The sequence below is a fragment of the Urbifossiella limnaea genome, from assembly GCF_007747215.1.
Taxonomy (GTDB): domain Bacteria; phylum Planctomycetota; class Planctomycetia; order Gemmatales; family Gemmataceae; genus Urbifossiella; species Urbifossiella limnaea.
In genome coordinates, this window is the sequence record NZ_CP036273.1 from 7,321,665 (window position 1) to 7,343,489 (window position 21,825).

Sequence of the window (21,825 nt, forward strand, 5' to 3'; positions counted from 1 at the left end):
CGGGCCATTCTAGCGCTACCGGTCCAGTCGGAACGGTCCGACGGGCGGGGGGACCGGTGCGGGTCGCGGCCGGGCGGGGCCGATCGACCCGTTCTCGGCAAGGTTTTACTCGCCGGTTGTACAGACATACTAGAGAATTCGTACTCCATGCGTCAACACGATTTACCACGCTCGCCCAGGCGCGGCGACCGGCCCGCGCGGCGCATCCGTCATCGCACTTGCGCGGGAATGTTGCAGTGTTCCCGGCGCCACCGCACAACCTCTGGGCGACTCCGAACGCCTCTCATTTCCGGGAATCGGAGCTAACCGGACACCCGGGTTGACCTTCGGACGCATCCCGGCCGAGTTAGTGAAATATTTCACGAAGCCGCAATTGACGTTCCCTTTGCTCCCCCCTTCAATACGCTCACTGGACGGCACCAGCTCACACTGGGCGTTCGGGAGCCACCGTGCGCGTGCTGATCCTGGTCGGTGCCACGGCCGGCGCGGGCCTGCTGACGGTCCTGCCGCTGGCCTTGCTGGACGACCCGAGGCACGCGGCGGCGGGCACCCTGGCGGCGGCGCTGTGCCTGATCCCCGCCGTCGGCACGCTCCTCCTCGCGGGGGCGGTCGGGCCGGGTGACCCGGACACCACGACGACGGTGATCCTGGTCGGCATCGGGCTGAGGTTCGTCGGCGTGACCGCCGGCGTGTTCCTCCTGGACGGGGCGGTGACGGCGGCGGGAATCGGCCGGGAGCGGTTCGCCGGGTGGGCGGTGTTCTTCTACTTAATGACGCTGACAGCCGAGTCGGTGTTGTTGTTACACCCCGGCCCGACACCCCCGGCGGACTCGCCGTGACCGCGCCGAAGAGCAGCCCCGGCGACTACCGCGGCCTGGCGCTCGCCGGCACGGCGATCGGCGAGATGGTCGGCCCGATCGTCCTCGGCGTCTGGCTGGACGGCAAGTACGGCTGGGCGCCGTGGGGGCTGGCGGTCGGGTCGGTGATCGGGGTCGTCGGCGGGATCGGCCACCTGTTCCTGACGGCGCGGCGGATGAGTCGGGACGAAGGTCGTTAGGCCGGGGCGCAAGCCCCGTCGGGCGTCAGCACCCCGACGGGGCTTGCGCCCCGGCCTAACGGGCCGGGCGCGGCGGATGAGTCGGGACGAGTCGGCGAAGTAGCCACACGGACTTACGAGCCATGGCGCACAGCCCCATCGATCACGTCGTCGATCACGCCTGGATCGGGCCGATCACGAAGTATCAGGTGCTGCTCGTCGTCGCGGCCGTGGTCGTGGCCGTGCCGTTCGTCCTGCTCGCCCGCAAGGTGAAGGACGGCACCCCGCCCCGCGGCCCGCTGTGGAACTTCTTCGAGTCGCTGCTGCTGTACATCCGCGATGAGGTGGTGAGGCCGAACATCCACGGGCACGACGCCGACAAGTTCCTGCCGTTCCTGTGGACGCTGTTCCTGTTCATCCTCACCTGCAACCTGCTCGGCATGGTGCCGTTCCTCGGGTCGCCGACCGCCGACATCAGCGTGACGATCGTGCTCGCCGCGGTCGTGTTCCTGGTGATCCACGTCTCGGCGATCATCAAGAACGGCGTCGGACCGTATGTGAAGTCCTTCATCCCGCACCTGGAGGCCGACAACCTCCCGATGAAGCTGTTCCTGATGGTGCTGATCGTGCCGCTGATCACCGTGATCGAGGTGATGGGCGCGGTCATCCGCGGGGCGGTGCTGGCCATCCGGTTGTTCGCCAACATCTTCGCCGGGCACGTCGCGCTGGCGGTGATCGTGTCGTTCTCCGTCGCCGACGCGACGATCGGCGGCATGTCCGCCGGCGGCACGGTGGCCGCGGTGGTCATGGGGACCGCCCTGAGCATGCTCGAGTTGTTCGTCGCATTCCTGCAAGCTTTCGTGTTCGTGCTGCTGACGTCGATCTTCCTGGGGATGCAGCTGCACCCCGAACACTGATCCCGTTCCCCCAGTAACAAGGACCGCCGACCATGAACTTCGCCTGCCGTCTCCTGGCCGCCGCCGTCGTCCTGCTCGCCGTCTCCACCCCGGCCTTCGCCGCCGACGACGCCTCGAAGGGCGGCATCGGCATCGGGGCCGGCGTCGGGGCCGGGCTCGCCATCATCGGGGCCGGCATCGGCATCGGGCTGATCGGGTGGTCGGCCCTCGCCGGCATCGCCCGCCAGCCGGAGCAGGCCGGCAAGATCCAGGTGAACATGATCGTGATGGCCGCCCTCGTCGAAGGGGCCGCGATCATCGCCCTGCTGGTCATCTGCTTCGCGCTCGTCGGCAAGATTTAACCCCGCCCCGAGCGCCGCGAGGACCGACCTCATGCCCGCGACCACCACCCGCCGGGCGGCCGCCGCCGTCGCCGCCCTGCTGGTCACCCCCGCCCTGGCGCTGGCCGCCGACGCCGGCGGGACCAAGAACGTGATGGAGCCGGACCTCGTCAACTCGGTCGTCACGCTGATCGTGTTCGGCGCGCTGTTGGCCGTCCTGTACAAGTTCGCCTGGGGGCCGATCCTGGTGGGGCTGAAGGCCCGCGAGGACGCCCAGTACGCGGCCATCGAGGAGGCCAAGAAGGCCCGCGACGAGGCCGCCGCCATGCGGGCGCAGGTGCAGGCCGAGCTGGCCAAGGCCGCCGACCAGGTCCGCGCCATGCTCGACGAGGCCCGCAACGACGCCAGCGCCCTCCGCGCCACCGAGCGCGAGGCCGGCGTGAAGGAGGCCGCGGCCGAGCGCGAGCGGGCCAAGCGCGAGATCGAGGTCGCCAAGGACACGGCCCTCGACGAGATCTACCGCACCGCCGTGGACCTGGCGACGAGCCTGAGCGCCAAGACGCTCGGCCGGCAGATCTCGGCCGACGACCACCGCAAGCTGCTGGACGAGTCGCTGGTGGAGCTGCGGCAGTCGGCCCGCTCGGCGTAAGGTTGTAGCCCGGTAGGGCCGGCTCCCCGCCGGCCCCGCCCGACCGGCCGGCGTCCCGCCGGCCCCACCCCGAAACGGCGGACCCGAAGGGCGCGACCGTGAGCCAGTACTCGTCGTACGTCGAAGAGGTGATGTCCACCGGGTACCACATGTCCGCCGAGGACATGGAGAAGGCCCAGCACCGGTACGAAGACATCCTGCTCCGCACCGAGAGCAGCCGCGTCACCGGCCGCGTCGCCCGGACCTACGCCGAGGCCCTCCTCACCGCCGCCGAGGCCCGCGGCGAGGCCGACGCGGTCGGCGACCAGTTCCGTTCGCTCGGCAAGGACGTGTTCCCCGCCATGCCCGGGCTCGAGGCCCTCCTGGACAGCCCGTCGGTCAGCCGCAAGCGGAAGGACGCGGTCATCACCCAGCTGTTCGACGGCCGGGCCACCCCGCTGTTCCTCGACTTCCTCCGGCTGCTGAACCGGAAGGACCGGCTCGGCATCCTGCGGCTGATCGCCATCGCCTACCGGTCGCTCCGCGACAACGACGCCAACCGCCTGCGCATCCTGGTCGAGACCGCCGCCCCGCTCGACGCCGACCAGACCGCCGCGCTGGAACGGGCCCTCGCCGAGCTCACCGGCAAGACCCCCGTCCTCGTCGTCCGGCCGGCGCCGGAATTGATCGGCGGGCTGGTCGTCCACGTCGGCGACAAGATTTACGACACCTCGGTCCGGTCGAAGCTCCGGGCCGTCCGCACCAAACTCCTGGCACGAGGCTCCCATGAGATTCAAGGCCGACGAGATCGCTTCCGTAATTAGCGAGGAGCTCACCAACTTCCGGGCCGCCGTGGACACCCGCGAGACGGGCCGCGTCCTGGAAGTCGGTGACGGCATCGCCCGCTGCTACGGCCTCTCCGAGGTCATGGCCGGCGAGCTCGTCGACTTCCCCGCCGCCAACGTCAAGGGGGTCGCGTTCAACCTGGAGGAGTCGTCCGTCTCCGTCATCATCCTCGGCGACTACCTGCAGGTCACCGAGGGGATGGAGGTCCGCACCACCGGCGAGCTGCTGAGCGTGCCGGTCGGGCCGGCGCTGATCGGCCGCGTCGTGGACCCGCTCGGCAACCCGATCGACGGCAAGGGGCCGGTCATCACCACCCACCGCCGCCCGGTCGAGAGCCCGGCCGCCGGCATCGTGGACCGCCAGCCGGTGAAGCAGCCGCTCCAGACCGGGATCAAGGCCATCGACGCCATGACCCCCGTCGGCCGCGGCCAGCGCGAGCTCATCATCGGCGACCGCAAGACCGGCAAGACGGCCATCGCCCTCGACACGATCATCAACCAGAAGGACAACCCGGAGGGCGAGCGGGTCATCTGCGTGTACGTGGCGTGCGGGCAGATGGAGTCGAAGATCGCCGGCGTCGTCGAGCGGCTCCGCGAGGCCGGGGCGATGGAGTACACCATCGTCGTCGTGTCGTCGTCGTCCGACCCCGCCCCGCTCCAGTACTACGCCCCCTACGCCGGCACGGCGATGGCCGAGTACTTCATGTACGAGCAGGGGATGGACACGCTCTGCGTGTACGACGACCTCTCCAAGCAGGCGTCGGCGTACCGCCAGCTGTCGCTGCTGGTCCGCCGCCCGCCGGGCCGCGAGGCCTACCCCGGCGACGTGTTCTACTGCCACAGCCGCCTCCTGGAGCGCTCCGCGAAGCTGGCCGAGAAGTGGGTCATCGTCCCCGGCGACGCCAAGGACGCGGACGTGACGGCCGACTGGGGCGTGAACGCGGCGAGCCACCCGACCGAGAAGCGCCAGCCGGGCGCCGCGGGGAAGGTGTACGTCGGCCCCGGCGAGATGGGCGGCCGCGACCAGGCCAAGCACGACCTGAAGAGCTTCCCCGGCCACAAGATCGCCAAGGTGCCCGGCTCGGGCGGGTCGCTGACGGCGCTGCCGATCATCGAGACGCTCGAAGGCGAGGTGTCGGCGTACATCCCGACCAACGTGATCTCCATCACCGACGGCCAGATCTACCTCCAGCCGGACCTCAAGAACGCCGGCATCCTCCCCGCCGTGGACGTGGGCATCTCGGTGAGCCGCGTCGGCGGCAACGCCCAGATCGCGGCGATGAAGGACAAGCGGGTGGCCGGCGGGTTGAAGCTGACGCTGGCCCAGTTCCGCGAGCTGGAGGCGTTCGCGCAGCTCGGCACGGAGCTCGACCCGGCGACGCAGAAGCAGCTCGACCGCGGCCAGCGGATGGTGGAGATCCTGAAGCAGGGCCAGTACAAGCCGATGCACGTGCTGGACCAGATCATGATCATCTACGCCGGGAACAGCGGGGCGCTGGACAAGGTGGACCGCCGCAAGGTGAAGGCGTGGGAGGAGCAGTTCACGAAGTTCATGAAGGAGCAGGCGCCGGAGGCGCGGGCGCTGCTGGCGAAGGAGAAGAAGATCACCGACGACGTGGCCAAGGCGCTGGACGCGGCGCTGGCGGCGTTCGGGCCGCAGTTCAAGGCTTAGTCGGTTGTAATTGGTGGGTTGTAATTTGGGGGCTTCGTCGTCCGCCGCGGCTAACCTGTGTTTCCCGTAGGTGGACGACGAAGCCCGATTACCGCCCCGGACCCTAATACCAAACTGCCAATTACAACCCCCGACGAACAATGGCAAACCTCCGCTCCCTGGTGAAGCGCCGCAAGGCGGTGCGGAACATCCGCAAGATCACCAAGACGATGGAGCTGATCGCCACCGCCCGGTTCAAGAAGGCGTTCGACCGGGCGTCCGAGGCGGCGGCGTACACCAAGAAGATCGCCGAGCTGGCCGCCGACCTGAGCCAGAACGCCGGCGAGGTGAGCCACCCACTACTGGCGACCCGGCCGGTGAAGAAGTCGCTGCTGCTGGTGCTCACCAGCAACCGCGGGCTGTGCGGCGGGTACAACGGGTCGATCCTCCGCGAGGCGAACGGCGAGATCCGCCGCCTCACGGCCGCGGCCGCGCCGTTCGACCTGGAGGTGAGCGGCAAGCGCGGGCAGGCGTTCTTCAAGTTCCAGCGGGTGCCCCGGAGCCGGGAGTACAGCCACTTCGAGGACAAGCCGACGTTCGAGCAGGTGGACGCCGTCGCCGGCCGGTACATCGACCTGTTCATCACCGGCCAGATCGACGAGGTGAAGGTGGCGTACATGCGGTTCGTGTCGGCCGCCCGGCAGGAGGCGGTGGTCGAGACGCTGCTGCCGCTCGGCAGCGTGGGGGCGACGACCTCCGCCGGCGCCGGCCCGCGGGTGGAATACGAGTTCATCCCGAGTGCCGCCGAAATCCTCGGCGAGCTGGTGCCGGCGGCGTTCAAGGCGCGGCTGTTCAAGTGCTTCCTCGACGCGGCGGTGAGCGAGCAGATCGCCCGCCGGGTGGCGATGAAGGCGGCGACCGAGAACGCCGGCGACCTGATCAAGGACATCACCCGGCTGTACAACCGGACGCGCCAGGCGAACATCACGAAGGAGATTTCGGAGCTCATCGCCGGGAGCGAGGCGCTGAAGTAACAGACGTTTTCGCCGCTCGCGGCTTCGCGCTGCCCGACGCGAAGCCGCAGGCGGCGAAACCCTGGAGCCCCGATGGTCACCCGCCGCGCCCTGACGTTCGACACGCTCGGCGCCGCCGCCCGCGACGCCGAGCACCTGCTCGCCGCGGGCTACGACCGGGCCGGCAGCTGGGACCTGGCCCAGTGCCTCGACCACCTGGCGGCGTGGCTGACGTACCCGGTGAGCGGCTTCCCGCGGATGCCGCTGCTGCTCCGGCCGCTGTTCGCCCTGGTGCGGGCCACGCTCGGCCGGGGGATGCTGAACAAGTACCTCCGCGAGGGGATGCCCGCGGGGAAGCCGACGATGCCGCAGTCGGTCGGCCAGCCGGGCGGCGACCCGGCGGCGGCGCTGGGGCGGTTCAAGGCGGCGGCGGAGCGGTTCGAGGCGCACGCCGGCGACTACCTGCCGTCGCCGCTGTTCGGCCCGCTGACCCGCGACGAGGCGCTGAAGGTGCAGCTGGCCCACGCCGCGCACCACTTGAGTTTCCTGGTCCCGAAGCGTTAACTCCGCCGCTCGCGGCGTTGCCCGAATCACCGGAGGTAGGCATGGTCAGCACCGTGGCGAAGGTCGGCAAGATCGTCCAGATCATCGGCTCCACGTTCGACGTGGAGTTCGAGGAGGGCCACCTCCCCGAGATCTACAACGCCCTCAAGATCGAGACGACCGGCGACAAGGGCGTTGCCATCAACCTCACCGGCGAGGTGCAGCAGCACCTCGGCGGCAGCCGCGTGCGGTGCGTGGCCCTCGGCAGCACCGACGGCCTCGTCCGCGGCCTGGACGTGACCGACACCGGCGGCCCGGTGAGCGTGCCGGTCGGCCTCGAAACGCTCGGCCGCGTCTTCAACCTCCTCGGCGACCCGATCGACGGCCAGGGGCCGGTCGGGAACAAGGAGACCCGCGGCATCCACCGCGCCCCGCCGTCGTTCGAGAGCCTGTCGCCGAAGGCCGAGGTGCTGGTCACCGGCATCAAGGTCATCGACCTGCTCACGCCGCTCGTCCGCGGCGGCAAGGCCGGCCTGTTCGGCGGGGCCGGTCTCGGCAAGACCGTGATTCTGCAGGAGCTCATCACCCGCATCGCCAAGGAGTACAAGGGGTACTCGGTGTTCGCCGGCGTCGGCGAGCGGACCCGCGAGGGGAACGACCTCTGGCTGGAAATGCAGGAGACGAAGACCAGCGCCGCGGCCGACGCCAAGAGCGTGCTCCAGAGCACCGCGATGGTGTTCGGCCAGATGAACGAGCCGCCGGGCGCCCGCCTCCGCGTCGCCCTGTCGGCCCTGACGATGGCCGAGTGGTTCCGCGACAGCACCGGCACCGAGACGCTGCTGTTCGTGGACAACGTGTTCCGCTTCTCGCAGGCCGGCTCGGAAGTGTCGGCGCTCCTCGGGCGTATGCCGAGCGCCGTGGGCTACCAGCCGACGCTCTCGACCGAGATGGGCGAGCTCCAGGAGCGCATCACCTCGACCAAGAGTGGGGCCATCACGTCGGTGCAGGCCGTGTACGTGCCGGCCGACGACCCCACCGACCCGGCCCCCGCCAACACGTTCCAGCACCTGGACGCGTTCATCTACCTGGAGCGGTCGATCTCGGAAAAGGGCATCTACCCGGCCATCGACCCGCTGGCGTCGAACAGCCGGCTGCTCGACCCGCAGTTCGTCGGCGAGCGGCACTTCGCGGTGGCCGACCGCGTGAAGCGGATTCTGCAGCGGTACCGCGAGCTGCAGGACATCATCGCCATCCTCGGCGTCGAGGAGCTGAGCGAGGAGGACAAGGCGATCGTGGGCCGTGCCCGCCGCATCGAGCGGTTCCTGAGCCAGCCGTTCTTCGTGGCCGAGCCGTTCACCGGCAAGAGCGGCGAGTTCACGAAGCTCGAAGACACGATCCGCAGCTTCGAGGAGCTGTGCGACGGCAAGTGGGACAACGTGAACGAGGCGGCGTTCATGTACGTCGGGGCGATCGACCAGGTGGCGATCGCCGCCGAGAAGATGAAGACGGCCAAGTAACGAGATTGATGATTGATGACCGGGGGTTGATGATTTTCAATCACCGATCCCCGGTTGGCAATCATCAATCCTCGATCACCAATCATCAATTGGGCTCCCAGCCATGGCCGACGCGACGGGCAAGACGGTGCAGGTGGTGGTGGTGACGCCCGAGAAGGCGGCGTTCGAGGGCACCGCCGACTTCGTGGTGCTGCCGATGTACGACGGCGAACTCGGCGTGCTGCCGGGCCGCGCCCCGCTCATCGGCCGCCTCGGCGCCGGCGAGCTGCGGCTGATGACCGGCGGCGCCGCGGCGACGCGGTTCTACGTCGAGCCGGGGTTCGCGCAGGTGCGGGCCGACGTGGTGACCGTGCTGACGGCGAAGGCACTTCCCGCGGCGAGCGTGACCGCGGCGTCGGCCGAGCAGGCGGCGGCCGCCGCCGACGCGCTGCCGGGCGGGAACGCCGTCGAGCGCGCCAACAAGGACCGCGCCCGCGAGCGCGCCCAAGGGATGAAGTCGGTCGCCGCGAAGAACGCCGCCGCGGGGTGACCCGTGGCCGCCGTGCCCCGCCGCCCGGCGAGCCGAGCGTGTGCCGCGGGTGCGGCTGGCCGTTCGACCCCCTTCCGTCCGACGGCACCCGTCCGGTCGCCGACGAAGTCCTCAAAGCCATTCCGGTCCGCCCGCCGCCCCCGCGGCGGCGCCGGCGCGCGCCCGAACCCCCGGCGATGACGGAGGCGCAGGCGGCATCGGGCATCCGCTGGGCCGTCATCGCCGGGGGGCGGTGGACCTCGCCACGTGCGTGCTCAGTCCGCTGCTGCTCGGCCCGGCGCCGGTTGTCGTTCCGAAGCAGCGGTAGGCGAGCGGACGGCGTCACCACAGCATACTTTTGTGTATTTGACTCAATGCGTGCCTCGACCCCCCGGGGGGGAGCCGTGCACACAATACACCCCGTCGCTGGGACGATGGTCAGGCTAGCACTTCGCGGACGACGTTGCCGGCCACGTCGGTCAGGCGGAAGTCGCGGCCGTTGTACTTGTACGTCAGCCGCTTGTGGTCCAGGCCGAGCAGGTGGAGCACGGTCGCGTGCAGGTCGTTGATGCTCACCCGGTTCTCGACCGCCCGCAGGCCCACCTCGTCGGTCGCGCCGTAGCCCGTGCCGCCCTTCACGCCGCCGCCGGCGAGCCAGTACGTCATCGCGTGCGGGTTGTGGTCGCGGCCCGGGTTCGGCCCCGTCTGCGTCACCGGCAGCCGGCCGAACTCGCCGCCCCAGATCACCAGCGTGCTGTCCAGCAGGCCGCGGCGCGACAGGTCTTCGAGCAGCCCGGCGATCGGCGTGTCGGTCTCGGCGGCGAAGCCGCGGTGGTTGCCGGCGATGTCCACGTGGCCGTCCCACGACCGCTCGTTCTCCATGCCGCCCGAGTAGATCTGTACGAAGCGCACGCCGCGCTCGACGAGCCGGCGGGCGGTGATGCACTGCCGGGCGAAGTGCGCCGACTTCGGCACGTCGAGGCCGTACAGGCTCTTCGTCTCCGCCGTCTCGCGGTCGATGTCGAGCGCCTCCGGCGCGGCCGTCTGCATCCGGTAGGCCAGCTCGTACGACTCGATCCGCGCCGCGAGGTCGGCCTCGCCCGGGTGCCGCTCTGCGGCGGTACGGTTGAGGCGCGCCAGCAGATCGAGCTGCGCCCGCTGGCGGTCGGCCGGCAGGTCGGCGGGGCGGGCGAGGTTGTCGATGGGCTGCCCCTGCGGGGCGAAGGCGGTGCCCTGGTACACGGTGGGGAGGAAGCCGGCGCCCCAGTTCTGGCTGTGCCCCTTCGGCACGCCGCGGCCGAGGGTGTCGTACATGACGCAGAACGCCGGCAGGCTGCGGCTCTCGGCGCCGAGCCCGTAGGTGGCCCAGCTACCGACGCACGGGAAGCCCATGCGGCCCATGCCGGTGTTGATCTTGAACAGCGCCGGCGAGTGGTTGTTCGAGTCGGTCCACAGGGAGTGGAGGAACGCCATCTTGTCGACGTGCCGGCTCATCTTCGGGAACAGCTCGCTGACCCACTTGCCGCTCTGGCCGTGGCGGTCCCACTTGAACGGCGACTTCATCAGCGGCCCGACCTGGCCGGCGAAGAAGCCGGTGGTGTTGTCGAAGTTCGGCAGCGCCTGGCCGTGACGGCGCTCGAGTTCGGGCTTGTAGTCCCAGGTGTCCACCTGGCTCGGCCCGCCGTTCATGAACAGCCAGATGACGCTCTTGGCCTTCGCGGGGAAGTGACTCGGCCGCGCCGCCAGCGGGTCGCGGGGCGCGTCCTGGGCGTGGAGCAGGTCGGCGAGCGCGAGGAGGCCGAGGCCGCCGCCGGCGCGGGCGAGGAAGTCGCGGCGGGAGGAGTACGGGGTCATGGGTCGGCTCGGGTCTTGAGCCCCGGAGGGGCGGCCTTGTGTAGCCCGGGGTGGGAACCCCGGGCGGGCGACGGCGTGGTTCGTGGGAGAAACGTGGATCGGACACCGCCGACGCCGCCCAGGGCTTCCGCCCCGGGCTAACGAAGGCCGCCCCTCCGGGGCTCAAATCCCAATCTATTCCGCCAGCTCGAAGATCGCCTCGACCTCGACGCTGGTGCCGAGCGGCAACTGGCCCATGCCCAGCGCCGTGCGGGCGTGCCGACCCAGTTCGGGGCCGAACACCTCCTTCAACAGGTTCGTCGCCCCGTTGATGACCAGGTGACAGTCGGCGAAGTCGGGGTCGGTGTTGACGTAGCCGGTCACGCGCACCACCCGGGCGATGCGGTCCAGCGTGCCGAGCTTGGTGACGACCGCGCGCAGGATGTTGGCCGCGCACAGGGCCGCCGCCTTCGTCGCGTCCTCGACCGACACCTGCGACGGCACCTTCCCCTTGCTGGTGAGGACGCCGGCGTCGTAGGGCACCTGCCCGGAGGCGTAGACCGTCTTACCGAGGACGGCGAGGAGGTCGATGACCGGCCCCTCCTTCGGGCCGCGGTCGAGCGGGTAGCCCGCGGCTTCGAGGCGCTTCTCGCGGTCGCCCATCGTCGTCGCTCCGTGTGGTCGGGATGCCACGATTCTACCGGGTTCCGCCCGGCCGGGAACCCGGTACACTGACCCCACCCCGCCCCGCCGAGACGCACTTCATGGACCTGACCGACCTCACCTGGCCCGCCGTCGCGGCGCTGCCGCGCACCACGCCCGTCGTGTTCCCCGTCGCCGCGCTGGAGCAGCACGGCCGGCACATGCCCGTCTTCACCGACTCGCTGCTGCTTGGCGAAGTCGTCCGCCGGGTGAAGCTGACGCCGGTGGCGGGGCGGTGCCTGTTCGCGCCGCTGCAGTGGCTCGGCAACTCGCACCATCACTGCGACTTCCCGGGAACGTTGTCGGCGTCGCCGCGGGTGTACCTCGACCTGCTGAAGGGTTTGGCGAACAACTTCGTCGCGCACGGGTTCACGCGGGTGGTGTTCGTGAACGGCCACGGCGGCAACACCGGCCCGCTCCAGCAGGCGCTGTTCGAGCTGCGCCAGGACCACCGCACGACCCGCGAGCTGCTGCTGCTGTCGCTGACGTACTGGGACGCGGCCGGCGTGCCGGGCATCCCCGGGCTGGTGCAGACGCAGATGGGGCACGCCTGCGAGTGGGAGACGTCGATGGTGCTGCGGCTGAACCCGGCGCTGGTGGCGGGGCCGGTGAAGGACGTGCCGGAGGTGCCGTTCGGGGCGGGGTTCGCGCCGGGCTACCGCGGGTGGGTGATGGGCGACCGGAGCGAGCCCGGCCACATCGGCACGCCGGCGGCGGCGACCGCGGAGAAGGGCGAGGCGCTGTTCGCGCACTTCTCGTTGGGCGTTTCTCGATTCCTGGAACGGGCAGTCGCCTGGGAACGCGGGTGGGACGGATAACGTCGGGCCTCGAAGACTCGACCCGACCTACGAAGACACCAACCCGCAACCCGGAGCCGGCCGCCGTGACGCCTCCCGCTCGTTCCTCCTCGTGGAAGTGGTGGGTCTGCGGCGTCCTGCTGCTGGCGACGCTGCTGAACTACATGGACCGGCAGGCGCTGGCCCAGACCGCCACCGAGTTGAAGCAGCTGTACCACCTGCACGACGCGCGCTACGGGCAGGTCGAGAAGTGGTTCAGCTACGCCTTCGCCGTCGGGTCGGTCGTCTTCGGCCTCCTCGCCGACCGGTTCGGGCCGTGGCGGCTCTACCCGCTCGTCCTCGTCGGCTGGTCGCTCGCGGGCATCGTCACCCCGTTCGCCGCCGATCCCAGCATTTCGGGGCGGCTCGAATCACCCGGCGACGAGCCCGGCGAGGGGGCGTTCCGGTGGCTCGTGCTGTGCCGCACCGTGCTCGGGTTCTTCGAGGCCGGGCACTGGCCGTGCGCGCTCATCACCGCCCGCCAGGTGCTCACCGCCGCCGACCGGCCGTTCGGCAACGGGCTCCTGCAGAGCGGCGCGACGGTCGGCGCCGTGCTGGTGCCGCTGTACGTCATGCTGCTGCGGGCGCTCGGGCTCGGGTGGGAGGTCGTGTTCTGGACGGTCGGCGCGGTCGGCCTGCTGTGGGTGCCGGTGTGGTTCGCGCTGGTCCGCCGCGGCGACCTGGACGGCCCGCCGCCGCCGCCCGCGTCCGGCGACGCCGGCCCGGCCGACGTGTGGGGGTTCGTCCGCCGGGTGGCCGTGCTGGTGACGGTGGTGACGTGCATCGGCGTGAGCTGGCAGTTCGTCCGGGCGTGGCTGCCGAAGTATTTGAAGGAGTACCACCAGTACCCGGCCGGGCTCGCAGACCTGGCCGTGGCCGGGTACTACATCGCCGCGGATGTCGGGTGCATCCTGGCGGGGTTCGCGGTGAAGTGGCTGGCCGGCCGCGGGTGGGGGGTGCACCCGGCCCGGGTGCTGGTGTACGCCGGCTGGGCGGGGCTGACGGCACTGGCCGTGGCGGTGCCGGCGCTGGGCGGGAGCCCGTGGGTGCTGCTGCCGGCGCTGATGCTGGTGGGGGCGGGCGTGCTGGGGCTGCACCCGGTGTACTACGCGCTGGCGCAGGAACTGCCCGCGAAGCACATGGGCGTGCTGTCCGGGGCGCTGGCCGCGGTGACGTGGGTGGTGGTGGGGACGGTGCAGGGGCGGATCGGGGCGCACATCGAGGCGACGAAGAGCTACGACGCCGGGTTCGTGATCGCCGGGCTGGCGCCGCTCGCGGGGCTGGCGGCGCTGCTGGTGCTGTGGCGCGACGACCGGCGGGCGTGAGGCGGGGTCACGCCGCCCGCGCCAGCACCCGCGGCGCCGGCCGGCCGAGCCGCGCCGCCACCTCGGCCGGTGCCAGCACCGCCAGCACCGTCACGTCCGCGGCCAGTTCCGGGAAGCGCGGCCCGGCGTCGGCCGCGGGGAACGCCGGCGGGCCGAGCAGCAGCACCCGCTCGCCGCGCACCAGCGGCACCGCGGCGAGCGGCGCGTGCGGCCACAGCCAGTGCTCGTACCCGCTCACCCCTTCGGGTAGCGTCCCGTCCGCCCGCAGCGCCGCGGGCCGGTACGCCTGCCACCGCCCCGGCCCGCGACCGACCAGCTCCGGCACCGCGTCGGCGAGAAGCGTTTGTAGCTGGCCCACGTCGGCGACGCCGCGGACGAGCAGCCGGACGCCGACGCCGCGGGCCGGGTCGAGCGCCACCACCACCTCGTCGTCCGGCACCGCGAGCAGGTCGAACAAGTCCGTCGCGGCGGGGAGCCGACCCGCGAGCGCGGCCGCGGCCTCGCGCAGCCCGGGGATCGTTCGCGCCACCCGCCGCACGTCCACGGAGTCGATCAGCGCCGGCAGTTCGGCGGCGACGCGGGCGTCGAGCGGGTGCCGGTCGGCGGGCGGGAGGGGGGCGCGGGCGGCGTCGAGTTCGGCCTGCCGGGCGGGGTCGAAGAAGAAGACGGGGGGTTCCTTCCACGGGCCGCGGCGGGGCGGCGGGGCGGCCGCGGTCTGGAGGGCGTCGCGCAGGCGGACGAGCCCGGGCCGGGCGGCGAACGCCGGGTCGGGCTCCACGGCGGGGGCGCGGAGGGGGAGGGTGTCGGTCCGCAAGGCGCGTCCTCCGTGACGGGCGGACGCGGATTAGACGCCGAACCGCCGGTCCGCCGCAAGGCGAAGTCGGGCGACGGGTGAGGCCCGGGGTGGAACCCCGGCCGGCCCGGGCGGTGCCGCTGTCCGTGGCACCCGCGAACTCCGCCGAGGCCCGCCCCGGGTTGCACCCCGGGCTACTCGCCGACGCCCTCCCGGCTCAACCACCGCGCCGCAACCGTAGCCTGCCGCGCCAGTTGTGGTACGCGCCTTTCGCCGCGGCCGATTGTAAACTACGGTTTACACACGTCCGCCCGCACCCGCACGCCACCGGCCGAGCCCATGACCGACCGCCCCACCCGCGACCTGTTCCTCGTCTCCTGGCTCGTCCTGTTCCTGGAACTCGCCTGCATCCGGTGGTTCCCGTCGCACGTCATGTTCCTCACGTTCTTCACCAACATTGTGCTGCTGGCGTGCTTCGTCGGCATGTCCGTCGGCTGCCTCGCCGCCGGCAACCGCACCCGCTATTTGGCGAGCACCCCGCTGTGGCTCGCCGGCGCCGTCGCGCTCGGCTTGCTCGCCGAGCGCTTCCGCCAGACGCTGATGAAGTTCCTCGCCGTCGGCGACCGGGCCGACGTGGACGTGGTGTACTTCGGCGCCGAAGCCGGCGACATGCTCGTGAACCTGCCGTTCCGCGTCCCCGTCGAGGCGATCGCCGGCGTGTTCTTCGTGCTGATCGCGGTGCTGCTGATCGGGCCGGGGCAGGAGATGGGCCGCGCCTTCACCCGCGTGACGAGCCGCACCCGCGCCTACTCCGCGAACCTCCTCGGCAGCCTCGCCGGCATCGCCACGTTCTCGCTCTGCTCGCACCTGCAACTGCCGCCGGTCGTGTGGTTCGCCGCCGTCGCCGCGGGGGTCGGGTACTTCCTGCTGCGCCGCGACCCCGAAGAAGCCCCCGTTGCGAAGTCGGGCACGCAGTCGCTGCTGTTCCTCGCCGCGGCCGTGCTGCTGACGGTGCCCACGTCCGGGTTCTTCACGCTCCGCAGCCGCGACACGGCGTGGTCGCCGTACTACCGCATCGACTTCCACCGCCAGACCACCAAGACCGGCGAGCGGGTGGACGAACTGGAGACGAACCTCGTCAGCCACCAGGTGGTGGAGCCGCGGAAGCGGGTGCCGGTGGCCCGGTACGCGAACTACGCCCTGCCGTACCTGTTCGGCCGCGACCTGCCGGGGAAGGACTGGCCCGAGATCCGCCGCGTGCTCGTCATCGGCGCCGGCAGCGGCAACGACCTGGCCCGCGCCCTCCAGTGGCTCCCGGCGGACGCGCGCATCGACGCCGTGGAGATCGACCCGGTCATCCAGTCGATCGGCAAGGCGCACCACCCCGACACGCCGTACGCCGACCCGCGGATCAACCCGGTGCTGAACGACGGCCGCAACTTCCTCCGCGGAGCGCCGGCCGAGACGTACGACCTCGTGGTGTTCGCGCTGGTCGACTCGCTGGTGCTGCACTCGGGCTACTCGAACCTGCGGCTCGAGAGCTACCTGTTCACCACCGAAGCGTTCCGCGACGCCCGGCGGGTGCTGAAGCCGGGCGGGGTGTGCGCCGTTTACAACTACTTCCGCCACGGCTGGCTCGCGGCCCGCATCCGCGCCGAGCTGCGAGAGGCGTTCAGCGCCGACCCCGCGGTCTTCGTGCTGAACGAGGAGCCGACCGCGAGCATCAAGCTGGACGACTTCGCGCCCGAGGCGTTCACCGCGTTCCTGGCGGGTTCCGAGAACGTGATCGGCCCGCTGAAGCGGCAGTTCGCGGCGCACGACAACTTCCTGTGGGTGCCCGGCGACCGCGCCCCGCACCCGGACGCGGCCCGCTACCCGACGCGCTGGGGCGGCACGATCGCGCCGGCCGCGCTGCCGCCGGCCGACGAGCCGCTGCCGCCGGTGAACTGGACGCCGAAGCCGTGGGTCGGGGTGCGCGTCGCGGACGTGGCCGAGACCGGCGGCCTGCCGCTGGCGACCGACGACTGGCCGTTCCTGTACGTCCGCGAGCCGGGCATCCCGCGCGTGACGTGGCGGGGCATCGCCCTGATGGTGGGGCTGTCGGCGCTGCTGTGGTGGGTGTACCGCCCGCGGGAGGGCACGGTCGCGGCGGGGACGCCGTCCGACTGGGGGCTGGCGGGCCGGAGCTTCTTCCTGGGCGCCGGGTTCATGCTGGTGGAGACGAAGGCGGTGGTGCAGATGGCGCTCCTGTTCGGCAGCACGTGGACGGTGAACTCGGTGGTGTTCGCGGCGATCCTGGTGATGAGCCTGGCGGGGAACCTGTTCGCCGGGTGGGTGAAGCCGCGGGCGCTGCTGCCGTACTACGTGGGGCTATTCGCGTCGCTGGGCGTGGGGCTGGTGGTGAAGGTGGACCACTTCCTGGGCCTGCCGCCGGCGGCGCAGCTGGCGGGGGCGTGCCTCTTGGTGTTCCTGCCGATCGCGTTCGCGGGGGTGATCTTCGCCACGACGTTCGCGCGGTCGTCGCGGCCGGACCGCGTGTTCGGCGCGAACGTGGCGGGGGCGCTGCTGGGCGGGTTGGCGGAGAACGCGTCGGTGGTGCTGGGCTTCCAGTACCTGCTGTGCGTGGCGGCGGCGTTCTACCTGCTGTCGGCGCTGTGCGGGACCGTGTCGGTGCCAAAGCGAACTGCATGACCCCGAGCCACGCCGCGCCCGCTACACGTCTGCTACGCCCCGAGCGCCCGGTCCCAGAAGGCCCGGATGCGGTCGTTCGTCACCGCCCCTGACTCGCCTGCCTTCAGGTCGTCCGGATCGACCAGCAGTCGATAGAATGTCTTGGTGCCCCGGGCTCCCCGGCTGGACGCCTCGAGCACCCCGGCCTGCTGCGCGAGCCGCATGAACCCGTCGTACTGGGATAGCGGTCGCCCTTTCCGCAGGAAGTCGTCCTCGGTGAAGTAGGTCGTGTGCTTCACGCAGTTCAGGAAGTCGTGCATCTTGTTGACCAGCTCCTGCTGGTCACGGGTGAGCGGCGGCGGCGGCGGCGTCTCTTGGACCACGCCCCGCGCGACCAACAACTCGCGGACTCGGGCCGGGTTGTACTCCTCATCGTCCTTGCGGCCGCGCCGCACGACGACCCCGGCTACGCCCTCCGGCAGCCGCAACCCGGTCACCCCGAGGACGGTGTCCTCCGACAGTACCGGGCGGATAAGGGTGGTGTTGGTGAACCGGACGTTTTCCCACTTCGTCCCCTGGAGGTCGGCCCGAACGAACGTACACCGTGTGAACGAGGCATCGTTGAGGGCGGTGCCGGACAAGTCCACGGCGTCGAACGTCATGCCGCGGAACTCAACGCCCGTGCAGGCGGCCGGGTGGCGGCGGACCACGGCCGCCGCGAGAGTGCCGGCGTTCGCGGCAAGGAGTTCTTGGACGCTGGCCCCGCCTCGCAGACTCCCGAGGGTCTCGACCACCTTCGGAACATCGGCCGGGCGGACGAAGGCGGCGAACTCAGCCGCGATCGGCGCCGAGACCTTCGACCGGGCAAGGAGGGACTCAACCTCGTCCCGGCGGCGGACGGCACGTTCGAGATACTCGGCGAAGAAGTAGCCGTAATACAGCTCGTGCCGGAAGGCCACCCGGACCGGCCGGTTGGTCCTGGTCAGGACCGCGTGGCTCGGCATCCGCTCGAGGAGGAGCTTGGCCGCCGACGGGTCCAGGCCTAGGTCGTCGCATACCATCTCGCAGATCGTTCGGAACGATTCCTGGTCCAGCTCCCGCGTCTCCTGTATCCACATCTCCTCGGCCAGGGCTCCGAGGAGACGCACGTGCCCGTCCTCGCGCAGGATCGGGTCGCCGTGCGTGTTCAGAATCTTGCCGGTCAGCTCGCGGGTGATGAACGACCGGATCACCCCGTGGAGGAACCGGTCGTGGTCCACGTCTGTCAGTCTGCCGGCGGCAACCTCGTCGGCGAACTGGGTGAGCAGGAAGGGCGACGACAGCACCTCGTCCGCCGCCGCCCCGAGCAGCTTGCGAGCCTTTTCGGCCGCCTCGACAGGGGTAGCGGCGGCGAGTTGCGTACCCAGACCCCTCTGCCACAGGTACTCCCCGGACTCCCGATCGCCCCACGGCTGGAGAAAGACGGGCTCGGTCTCAACGGCGAGTCCCTCACGGCCGCCGGCCACCCGGCCACCGGCCGCCCGGCCGGTGTACTTGTAGAAGGTGGACCGGGCCGACGCGACCAGCACACCGCGGCCGTCGAGCTGGCGGACGAACGCCTCGAGCGACGCGAACGCGTCGTCGTACCCGCCGCTGCTGAGGAGCTCATCGAACCCGTCCACGACAGGAACGACAAGCCCAAGACGGGTGAGTGTGCTCAGACCGTGGTAGGTGAAGGATGCCCGCAGGTCCTGGAGAACGGTTGCGATTGCTTGGTTGAGCCGGGCCAGCGCCTGCCCCTGGGCGTCGATGTAGAAGAACAGCCAGGTCGTCTCCCCGCGCAGGTAGCGGAGGGCATGGGCGTGGGCCAAATGCGTCAGCAACGAGCTCTTTCCGTCCCCGGCCCGGCCCTGGAGGAACACAAGCTTCGATCGGGTCTGGCCGTCGGCCGGCGCGCCCAACCGGGTCATCAGCTCGCCGGCCTTCTCGGCCACAGCCGCCCCGTCCTCGACTGCTGCCGCGCTGCCGTCCACGTACCCACTGCGCACGAAGTTCGGCGATGCCTCCAGTTCGTGCGGGATGGCCTCGGCCAGTCCGCGGAGATCAGCCATCCACTCGGATGCGAAGAACGCGGCGTAGTCGTACTCCGTCCCGTCGTACCGCAGCCGTGGCGGCACCTCGGACTGGCTCAGCGGGGCCAAGAATAGGATCGTGCGGGCCTGCCGCCGCTGTACCCAGTGGGCCTCACGGTCGGTCACCTCAACCGTGGTTCGAGGGTCGGCAAAGGACGCCAGGTCTTTCTGGATCGTCTCGCGGAGGGTGTCCTCAGCCGAGATCGTCGTAGTCATAAATGTTGACCCCGTGGTGTTCGAGGATGGTGTCGTACTCACCCGGCCGGTTGCGATACCCGAAGCGGATCAAGGCCGTCGGGCGGCCGTACCGGGCTGCCGCGAGGAGGCCCGGCACAAGGTCGTCGTCCATGGACACGACCGCGACCCCCGACCCGTCGGCGGCCCCGAGGATGGCGTCGGCCACGATCATGGTGTCGATCAGTTTCTGTGATTTCTGCTCGACGCAGTCATTGACGGCCGCCGAGCAACTGGCTCGGTTCGGGCAGCGGCCGTTGACCGCCCAACTGCGGAACGCCTCATATCCGGCGCAGGCCGCGGCAGAGTCGGTGCAGGCGTCGGGCCGTGGGCGGAGTTCCAGCCTTGCGCCTTGCCACGGGAGTTGGCGGAATGTGCGGTAAAGCGGCGACTCGCGGTATCGGTCGTCCACCAGCGTTTCGACGAGTTCGGCACGTACACGGATATTGGCGACGTTCGTGACCCGGTGCTTGTAGACGACACTGGCAACCATGTCTCCGGTCTCGGTCCGACGGCCGCCCGATGTGTCGCTCCAGCCGCCGTACAGCCGCATCCTCACGTCGTGCGGTCCGGCAAGGGTCCTGAAGTGGGCGATCAGTTCGCTGCGAAGACGCTCGAATATATCGGTGTGAGCGGATGCATTCGGCCGCCGCCCGGAGCGGGGGCGTTCCCCGTATTGAGACGGCCGTAGGTTGTCGTAGTCCACGAGGACGAGTGTCGGTGGCATCGGAACGGGGATAGGTCAGCCCCCCGTGTCGCTAAGGACGAGCGGCGCGGGGGCGGGGTTCACGTGAGCCGTGTGCGTGTGCTTATATCAGAAGCGGTGGCGGTTTCGTAGCGCAGAATGTGACTTACGTCCCACAGTATTGTCAGGGGTGGAATGCGCTTGACGCGGCGCCGCGGCGCGGGGACAGTCGTATCAGCCCCCCTCCCCGCCAGGCGCGCCTCCCATGACCTCGACCCGCGTCTCGCGCCGACAACTGCTCGCCGCCGGCGGCGTCACCGCCCTCACGATGGGCCTCCCCGGCACCGTCGCAGCCCGCTCCGACCCCAACCGCACCAGCCGCGGCGCCGCCGAGAAGTCGTGCATCTTCGTGCTGCTGTGCGGCGGCCCCAGCCACCTCGACCTGTGGGACTTGAAGCCCGACGCCCCCGACGAGATCCGCGGCCCCTACCGCCCCGCCCCCAGCGCCGTGCCGGGCCTGCGGCTGTCCGAGCTGCAACCGCGGCTGTCGGCGCTGGCGAATCGGTTCACGCTCGTCCGCTCGATGACCCACCCGGGGAACATCAGCAACCACTTCGACGCGATGCACAACCTGCTCGCCGGCCAGCACAACGCCCCGCCCGACGCCGCGTACCTCGGCTCCGTCCTGTCGAAGGTGCAGCCGACGCGGCAGAGCCTGGCGTCGTACGTGTGGCTCATCAAGTGCGTCGGCGACCCGGTGTTCTGCGCCCCGAACATCGGCACCGGCGGCAACCTCGGCCCGCACCACGCCCCGCTGTTCGTCGGCACCGCCGAGAACAACCCCGCGAAGCCCGGCTTCAAGGCGCCCGACACGCTCATCCCCGTGGACCCGGCCGACCGCCTGAACGCCCGCCGCGGCCTCCTCGACGGCCTCGACCGCGGCCCGGCCGGCAGCGGCGACGGCTGGCGCGGCGTGCAGCGGCGCGGGTTCGACATCGCCACCAGCACCGGCCCGCGCGAGGCGTTCGACCTGGAGCGCGAGTCGCCGCGCACCCGCGACCGCTACGGCCGCAACCCGCTCGGCCAGAACCTGCTGCTGGCCCGCCGGCTCGTCGAGTCCGGCGTCGGGTTCGTGACGGTGAACGGCTGGACGGGGCCGGCGCCGGGCACCGGGGGCAACGGCCCGCCGAGTTCGAGCTGGGACATGCACGGCGGCGAGATGGGGATGGGCAACGCCTTCGGTACCGGCTCCTACGGCATGGGCTGGTGTCAGCCGGTGCTCGACGGCGCGCTGTCGGCGCTGCTGACGGACCTGACCGACCGCGGGCTGATGGACAACACGCTGGTGGTGGTGATGGGCGAGTTCGGCCGCACGCCGCGGATCAACCAGCTGGGCGGCGCCACGCCCGGCCGGCAGCACTGGCCGGCGTGCTACACGGCGCTGCTGGCCGGCGCCGGCGTGAAGGGCGGGGCGATCGTGGGCGCGTCGGACAAGATCGGCGCCTACGTGAAGGACCGGCCGGTGCGGCCGCAGGACTTGAGCGCGTCGATCTTCCACGCGCTGGGCGTGCCGTGGGAGGCGCGGGTGACGCGCGACGGCCTGACGCGCCCGCTGAGCACCGGCGAGGTGGTGACGGAACTGTTCGAGTAGCCCGGCT

Annotated in this window: 20 protein-coding genes; 15 read left to right on the forward strand and 5 right to left on the reverse strand. The window is 70.9% G+C overall.

Annotated elements, in window-relative coordinates; genetic code table 11:
• Positions 1–449 precede the first annotated feature (449 nt).
• The 11 genes from ETAA1_RS29535 to atpC all read left to right on the forward strand — a co-directional run bounded on the left by ETAA1_RS29535 (position 450) and on the right by atpC (position 8,999).
• Positions 450–839, forward strand: a complete 390-nt coding sequence (locus ETAA1_RS29535) for a hypothetical protein (RefSeq protein WP_145244194.1) — start codon at positions 450–452, stop codon at positions 837–839.
• Positions 836–1,057: an AtpZ/AtpI family protein gene (locus tag ETAA1_RS29540; RefSeq protein ID WP_145244195.1), complete on the forward strand. Its 222-nt coding sequence runs from the start codon at positions 836–838 to the stop codon at positions 1,055–1,057. Before ETAA1_RS29535 ends, ETAA1_RS29540 begins: the two co-directional genes overlap by 4 nt.
• Positions 1,058–1,179: 122 nt before the next feature.
• The gene (gene atpB, locus ETAA1_RS29545) at positions 1,180–1,953 is read left to right on the forward strand and encodes a F0F1 ATP synthase subunit A (protein ID WP_145244196.1); all 774 of its coding nucleotides are present in this window, start codon (positions 1,180–1,182) and stop codon (positions 1,951–1,953) included.
• Between the two features lie 32 nt (positions 1,954–1,985).
• Complete coding sequence (gene atpE / locus ETAA1_RS29550; protein WP_145244197.1) at positions 1,986–2,294, forward strand: ATP synthase F0 subunit C; 309 nt, start codon at positions 1,986–1,988, stop codon at positions 2,292–2,294.
• A gap of 31 nt (positions 2,295–2,325) precedes the next feature.
• Positions 2,326–2,922 (forward strand): F0F1 ATP synthase subunit B family protein, encoded by a 597-nt coding sequence (locus ETAA1_RS29555; RefSeq protein ID WP_145244198.1) that lies wholly within the window; start codon positions 2,326–2,328, stop codon positions 2,920–2,922.
• 98 nt (positions 2,923–3,020) lie between these two features.
• Positions 3,021–3,725 carry an ATP synthase F1 subunit delta gene (gene atpH, locus ETAA1_RS29560; RefSeq protein WP_145244199.1) on the forward strand — a complete coding sequence of 235 codons (705 nt, stop codon included), beginning with the start codon at positions 3,021–3,023 and terminating at the stop codon, positions 3,723–3,725.
• On the forward strand, positions 3,688–5,418 hold the full coding sequence (locus ETAA1_RS29565) for a F0F1 ATP synthase subunit alpha (RefSeq protein ID WP_145244200.1): 1,731 nt from the start codon (positions 3,688–3,690) through the stop codon (positions 5,416–5,418). The genes atpH and ETAA1_RS29565 overlap by 38 nt, the downstream gene beginning before the upstream one ends.
• Before the next feature lie 140 nt (positions 5,419–5,558).
• Positions 5,559–6,431, forward strand: coding sequence for an ATP synthase F1 subunit gamma (gene atpG, locus ETAA1_RS29570; RefSeq protein ID WP_145244201.1), 873 nt, complete (start codon positions 5,559–5,561; stop codon positions 6,429–6,431).
• 72 nt (positions 6,432–6,503) lie between these two features.
• On the forward strand, positions 6,504–6,974 hold the full coding sequence (locus tag ETAA1_RS29575; RefSeq protein ID WP_145244202.1) for a DUF1569 domain-containing protein: 471 nt from the start codon (positions 6,504–6,506) through the stop codon (positions 6,972–6,974).
• Positions 6,975–7,015: 41 nt separating this feature from the next.
• Positions 7,016–8,470: a F0F1 ATP synthase subunit beta gene (atpD, locus tag ETAA1_RS29580; protein WP_145244203.1), complete on the forward strand. Its 1,455-nt coding sequence runs from the start codon at positions 7,016–7,018 to the stop codon at positions 8,468–8,470.
• A 103-nt stretch (positions 8,471–8,573) separates the two neighbouring features.
• Complete coding sequence (atpC, locus tag ETAA1_RS29585; RefSeq protein WP_145244204.1) at positions 8,574–8,999, forward strand: ATP synthase F1 subunit epsilon; 426 nt, start codon at positions 8,574–8,576, stop codon at positions 8,997–8,999.
• A 417-nt stretch (positions 9,000–9,416) separates the two neighbouring features.
• On the opposite strand, the gene ETAA1_RS29590 is transcribed toward atpC, so the two are convergent.
• Positions 9,417–10,832, reverse strand: coding sequence for a DUF1501 domain-containing protein (locus ETAA1_RS29590; protein ID WP_145244205.1), 1,416 nt, complete (start codon positions 10,830–10,832; stop codon positions 9,417–9,419).
• A gap of 174 nt (positions 10,833–11,006) precedes the next feature.
• Positions 11,007–11,474, reverse strand: a complete 468-nt coding sequence (locus ETAA1_RS29595) for a RidA family protein (RefSeq protein WP_145244206.1) — start codon at positions 11,472–11,474, stop codon at positions 11,007–11,009.
• Positions 11,475–11,575: 101 nt separating this feature from the next.
• On the opposite strand from ETAA1_RS29595, the gene ETAA1_RS29600 reads away from it, so the two are divergent.
• Together ETAA1_RS29600 and ETAA1_RS29605 are read left to right on the forward strand one after the other, a co-directional pair.
• Positions 11,576–12,331, forward strand: coding sequence for a creatininase family protein (locus ETAA1_RS29600; protein WP_145244207.1), 756 nt, complete (start codon positions 11,576–11,578; stop codon positions 12,329–12,331).
• A gap of 65 nt (positions 12,332–12,396) precedes the next feature.
• A complete protein-coding gene (locus tag ETAA1_RS29605) occupies positions 12,397–13,674 on the forward strand; it encodes an MFS transporter (protein ID WP_145244208.1) in 1,278 nt (425 codons plus the stop codon).
• Between the two features lie 7 nt (positions 13,675–13,681).
• Here the strand turns inward: ETAA1_RS29605 and ETAA1_RS29610 are convergent, their stop codons facing one another.
• Positions 13,682–14,488: a hypothetical protein gene (locus ETAA1_RS29610; protein ID WP_145244209.1), complete on the reverse strand. Its 807-nt coding sequence runs from the start codon at positions 14,486–14,488 to the stop codon at positions 13,682–13,684.
• A 318-nt stretch (positions 14,489–14,806) separates the two neighbouring features.
• Between ETAA1_RS29610 and ETAA1_RS29615 the strand changes: the two genes are divergently transcribed.
• Complete coding sequence (locus tag ETAA1_RS29615; RefSeq protein WP_145244210.1) at positions 14,807–17,158, forward strand: spermine/spermidine synthase domain-containing protein; 2,352 nt, start codon at positions 14,807–14,809, stop codon at positions 17,156–17,158.
• 32 nt (positions 17,159–17,190) lie between these two features.
• Here ETAA1_RS29615 and ETAA1_RS29620 read toward each other — a convergent pair whose 3' ends face one another.
• Together ETAA1_RS29620 and ETAA1_RS29625 are read right to left on the reverse strand one after the other, a co-directional pair.
• Positions 17,191–19,464, reverse strand: coding sequence for a pentapeptide repeat-containing protein (locus ETAA1_RS29620; RefSeq protein WP_145244211.1), 2,274 nt, complete (start codon positions 19,462–19,464; stop codon positions 17,191–17,193).
• Complete coding sequence (locus ETAA1_RS29625; RefSeq protein WP_145244212.1) at positions 19,442–20,188, reverse strand: hypothetical protein; 747 nt, start codon at positions 20,186–20,188, stop codon at positions 19,442–19,444. Before ETAA1_RS29625 ends, ETAA1_RS29620 begins: the two co-directional genes overlap by 23 nt.
• A 244-nt stretch (positions 20,189–20,432) precedes the next feature.
• On the opposite strand from ETAA1_RS29625, the gene ETAA1_RS29630 reads away from it, so the two are divergent.
• A complete protein-coding gene (locus tag ETAA1_RS29630; RefSeq protein ID WP_145244213.1) occupies positions 20,433–21,818 on the forward strand; it encodes a DUF1501 domain-containing protein in 1,386 nt (461 codons plus the stop codon).
• Positions 21,819–21,825: the final 7 nt, after the last annotated feature.

Excerpts from the sequence above, each read along its gene's own strand:
- atpG (WP_145244201.1), top strand. The coding sequence starts at position 5,559 with ATGGCAAACCTCCGCTCCCTGGTGAAGCGCCGCAAGGCGGTGCGGAAC.
- atpB (WP_145244196.1), top strand. The coding sequence starts at position 1,180 with ATGGCGCACAGCCCCATCGATCACGTCGTCGATCACGCCTGGATCGGG.
- ETAA1_RS29630 (WP_145244213.1), top strand. The coding sequence starts at position 20,433 with ATGACCTCGACCCGCGTCTCGCGCCGACAACTGCTCGCCGCCGGCGGC.
- atpC (WP_145244204.1), top strand. The coding sequence starts at position 8,574 with ATGGCCGACGCGACGGGCAAGACGGTGCAGGTGGTGGTGGTGACGCCC.
- ETAA1_RS29575 (WP_145244202.1), top strand. The coding sequence starts at position 6,504 with ATGGTCACCCGCCGCGCCCTGACGTTCGACACGCTCGGCGCCGCCGCC.
- ETAA1_RS29590 (WP_145244205.1), bottom strand. The coding sequence starts at position 10,832 with ATGACCCCGTACTCCTCCCGCCGCGACTTCCTCGCCCGCGCCGGCGGC.
- ETAA1_RS29615 (WP_145244210.1), top strand. The coding sequence starts at position 14,807 with ATGACCGACCGCCCCACCCGCGACCTGTTCCTCGTCTCCTGGCTCGTC.
- ETAA1_RS29595 (WP_145244206.1), bottom strand. The coding sequence starts at position 11,474 with ATGGGCGACCGCGAGAAGCGCCTCGAAGCCGCGGGCTACCCGCTCGAC.
- ETAA1_RS29600 (WP_145244207.1), top strand. The coding sequence starts at position 11,576 with ATGGACCTGACCGACCTCACCTGGCCCGCCGTCGCGGCGCTGCCGCGC.
- ETAA1_RS29555 (WP_145244198.1), top strand. The coding sequence starts at position 2,326 with ATGCCCGCGACCACCACCCGCCGGGCGGCCGCCGCCGTCGCCGCCCTG.
- atpE (WP_145244197.1), top strand. The coding sequence starts at position 1,986 with ATGAACTTCGCCTGCCGTCTCCTGGCCGCCGCCGTCGTCCTGCTCGCC.
- ETAA1_RS29565 (WP_145244200.1), top strand. The coding sequence starts at position 3,688 with ATGAGATTCAAGGCCGACGAGATCGCTTCCGTAATTAGCGAGGAGCTC.
- ETAA1_RS29620 (WP_145244211.1), bottom strand. The coding sequence starts at position 19,464 with ATGACTACGACGATCTCGGCTGAGGACACCCTCCGCGAGACGATCCAG.
- atpD (WP_145244203.1), top strand. The coding sequence starts at position 7,016 with ATGGTCAGCACCGTGGCGAAGGTCGGCAAGATCGTCCAGATCATCGGC.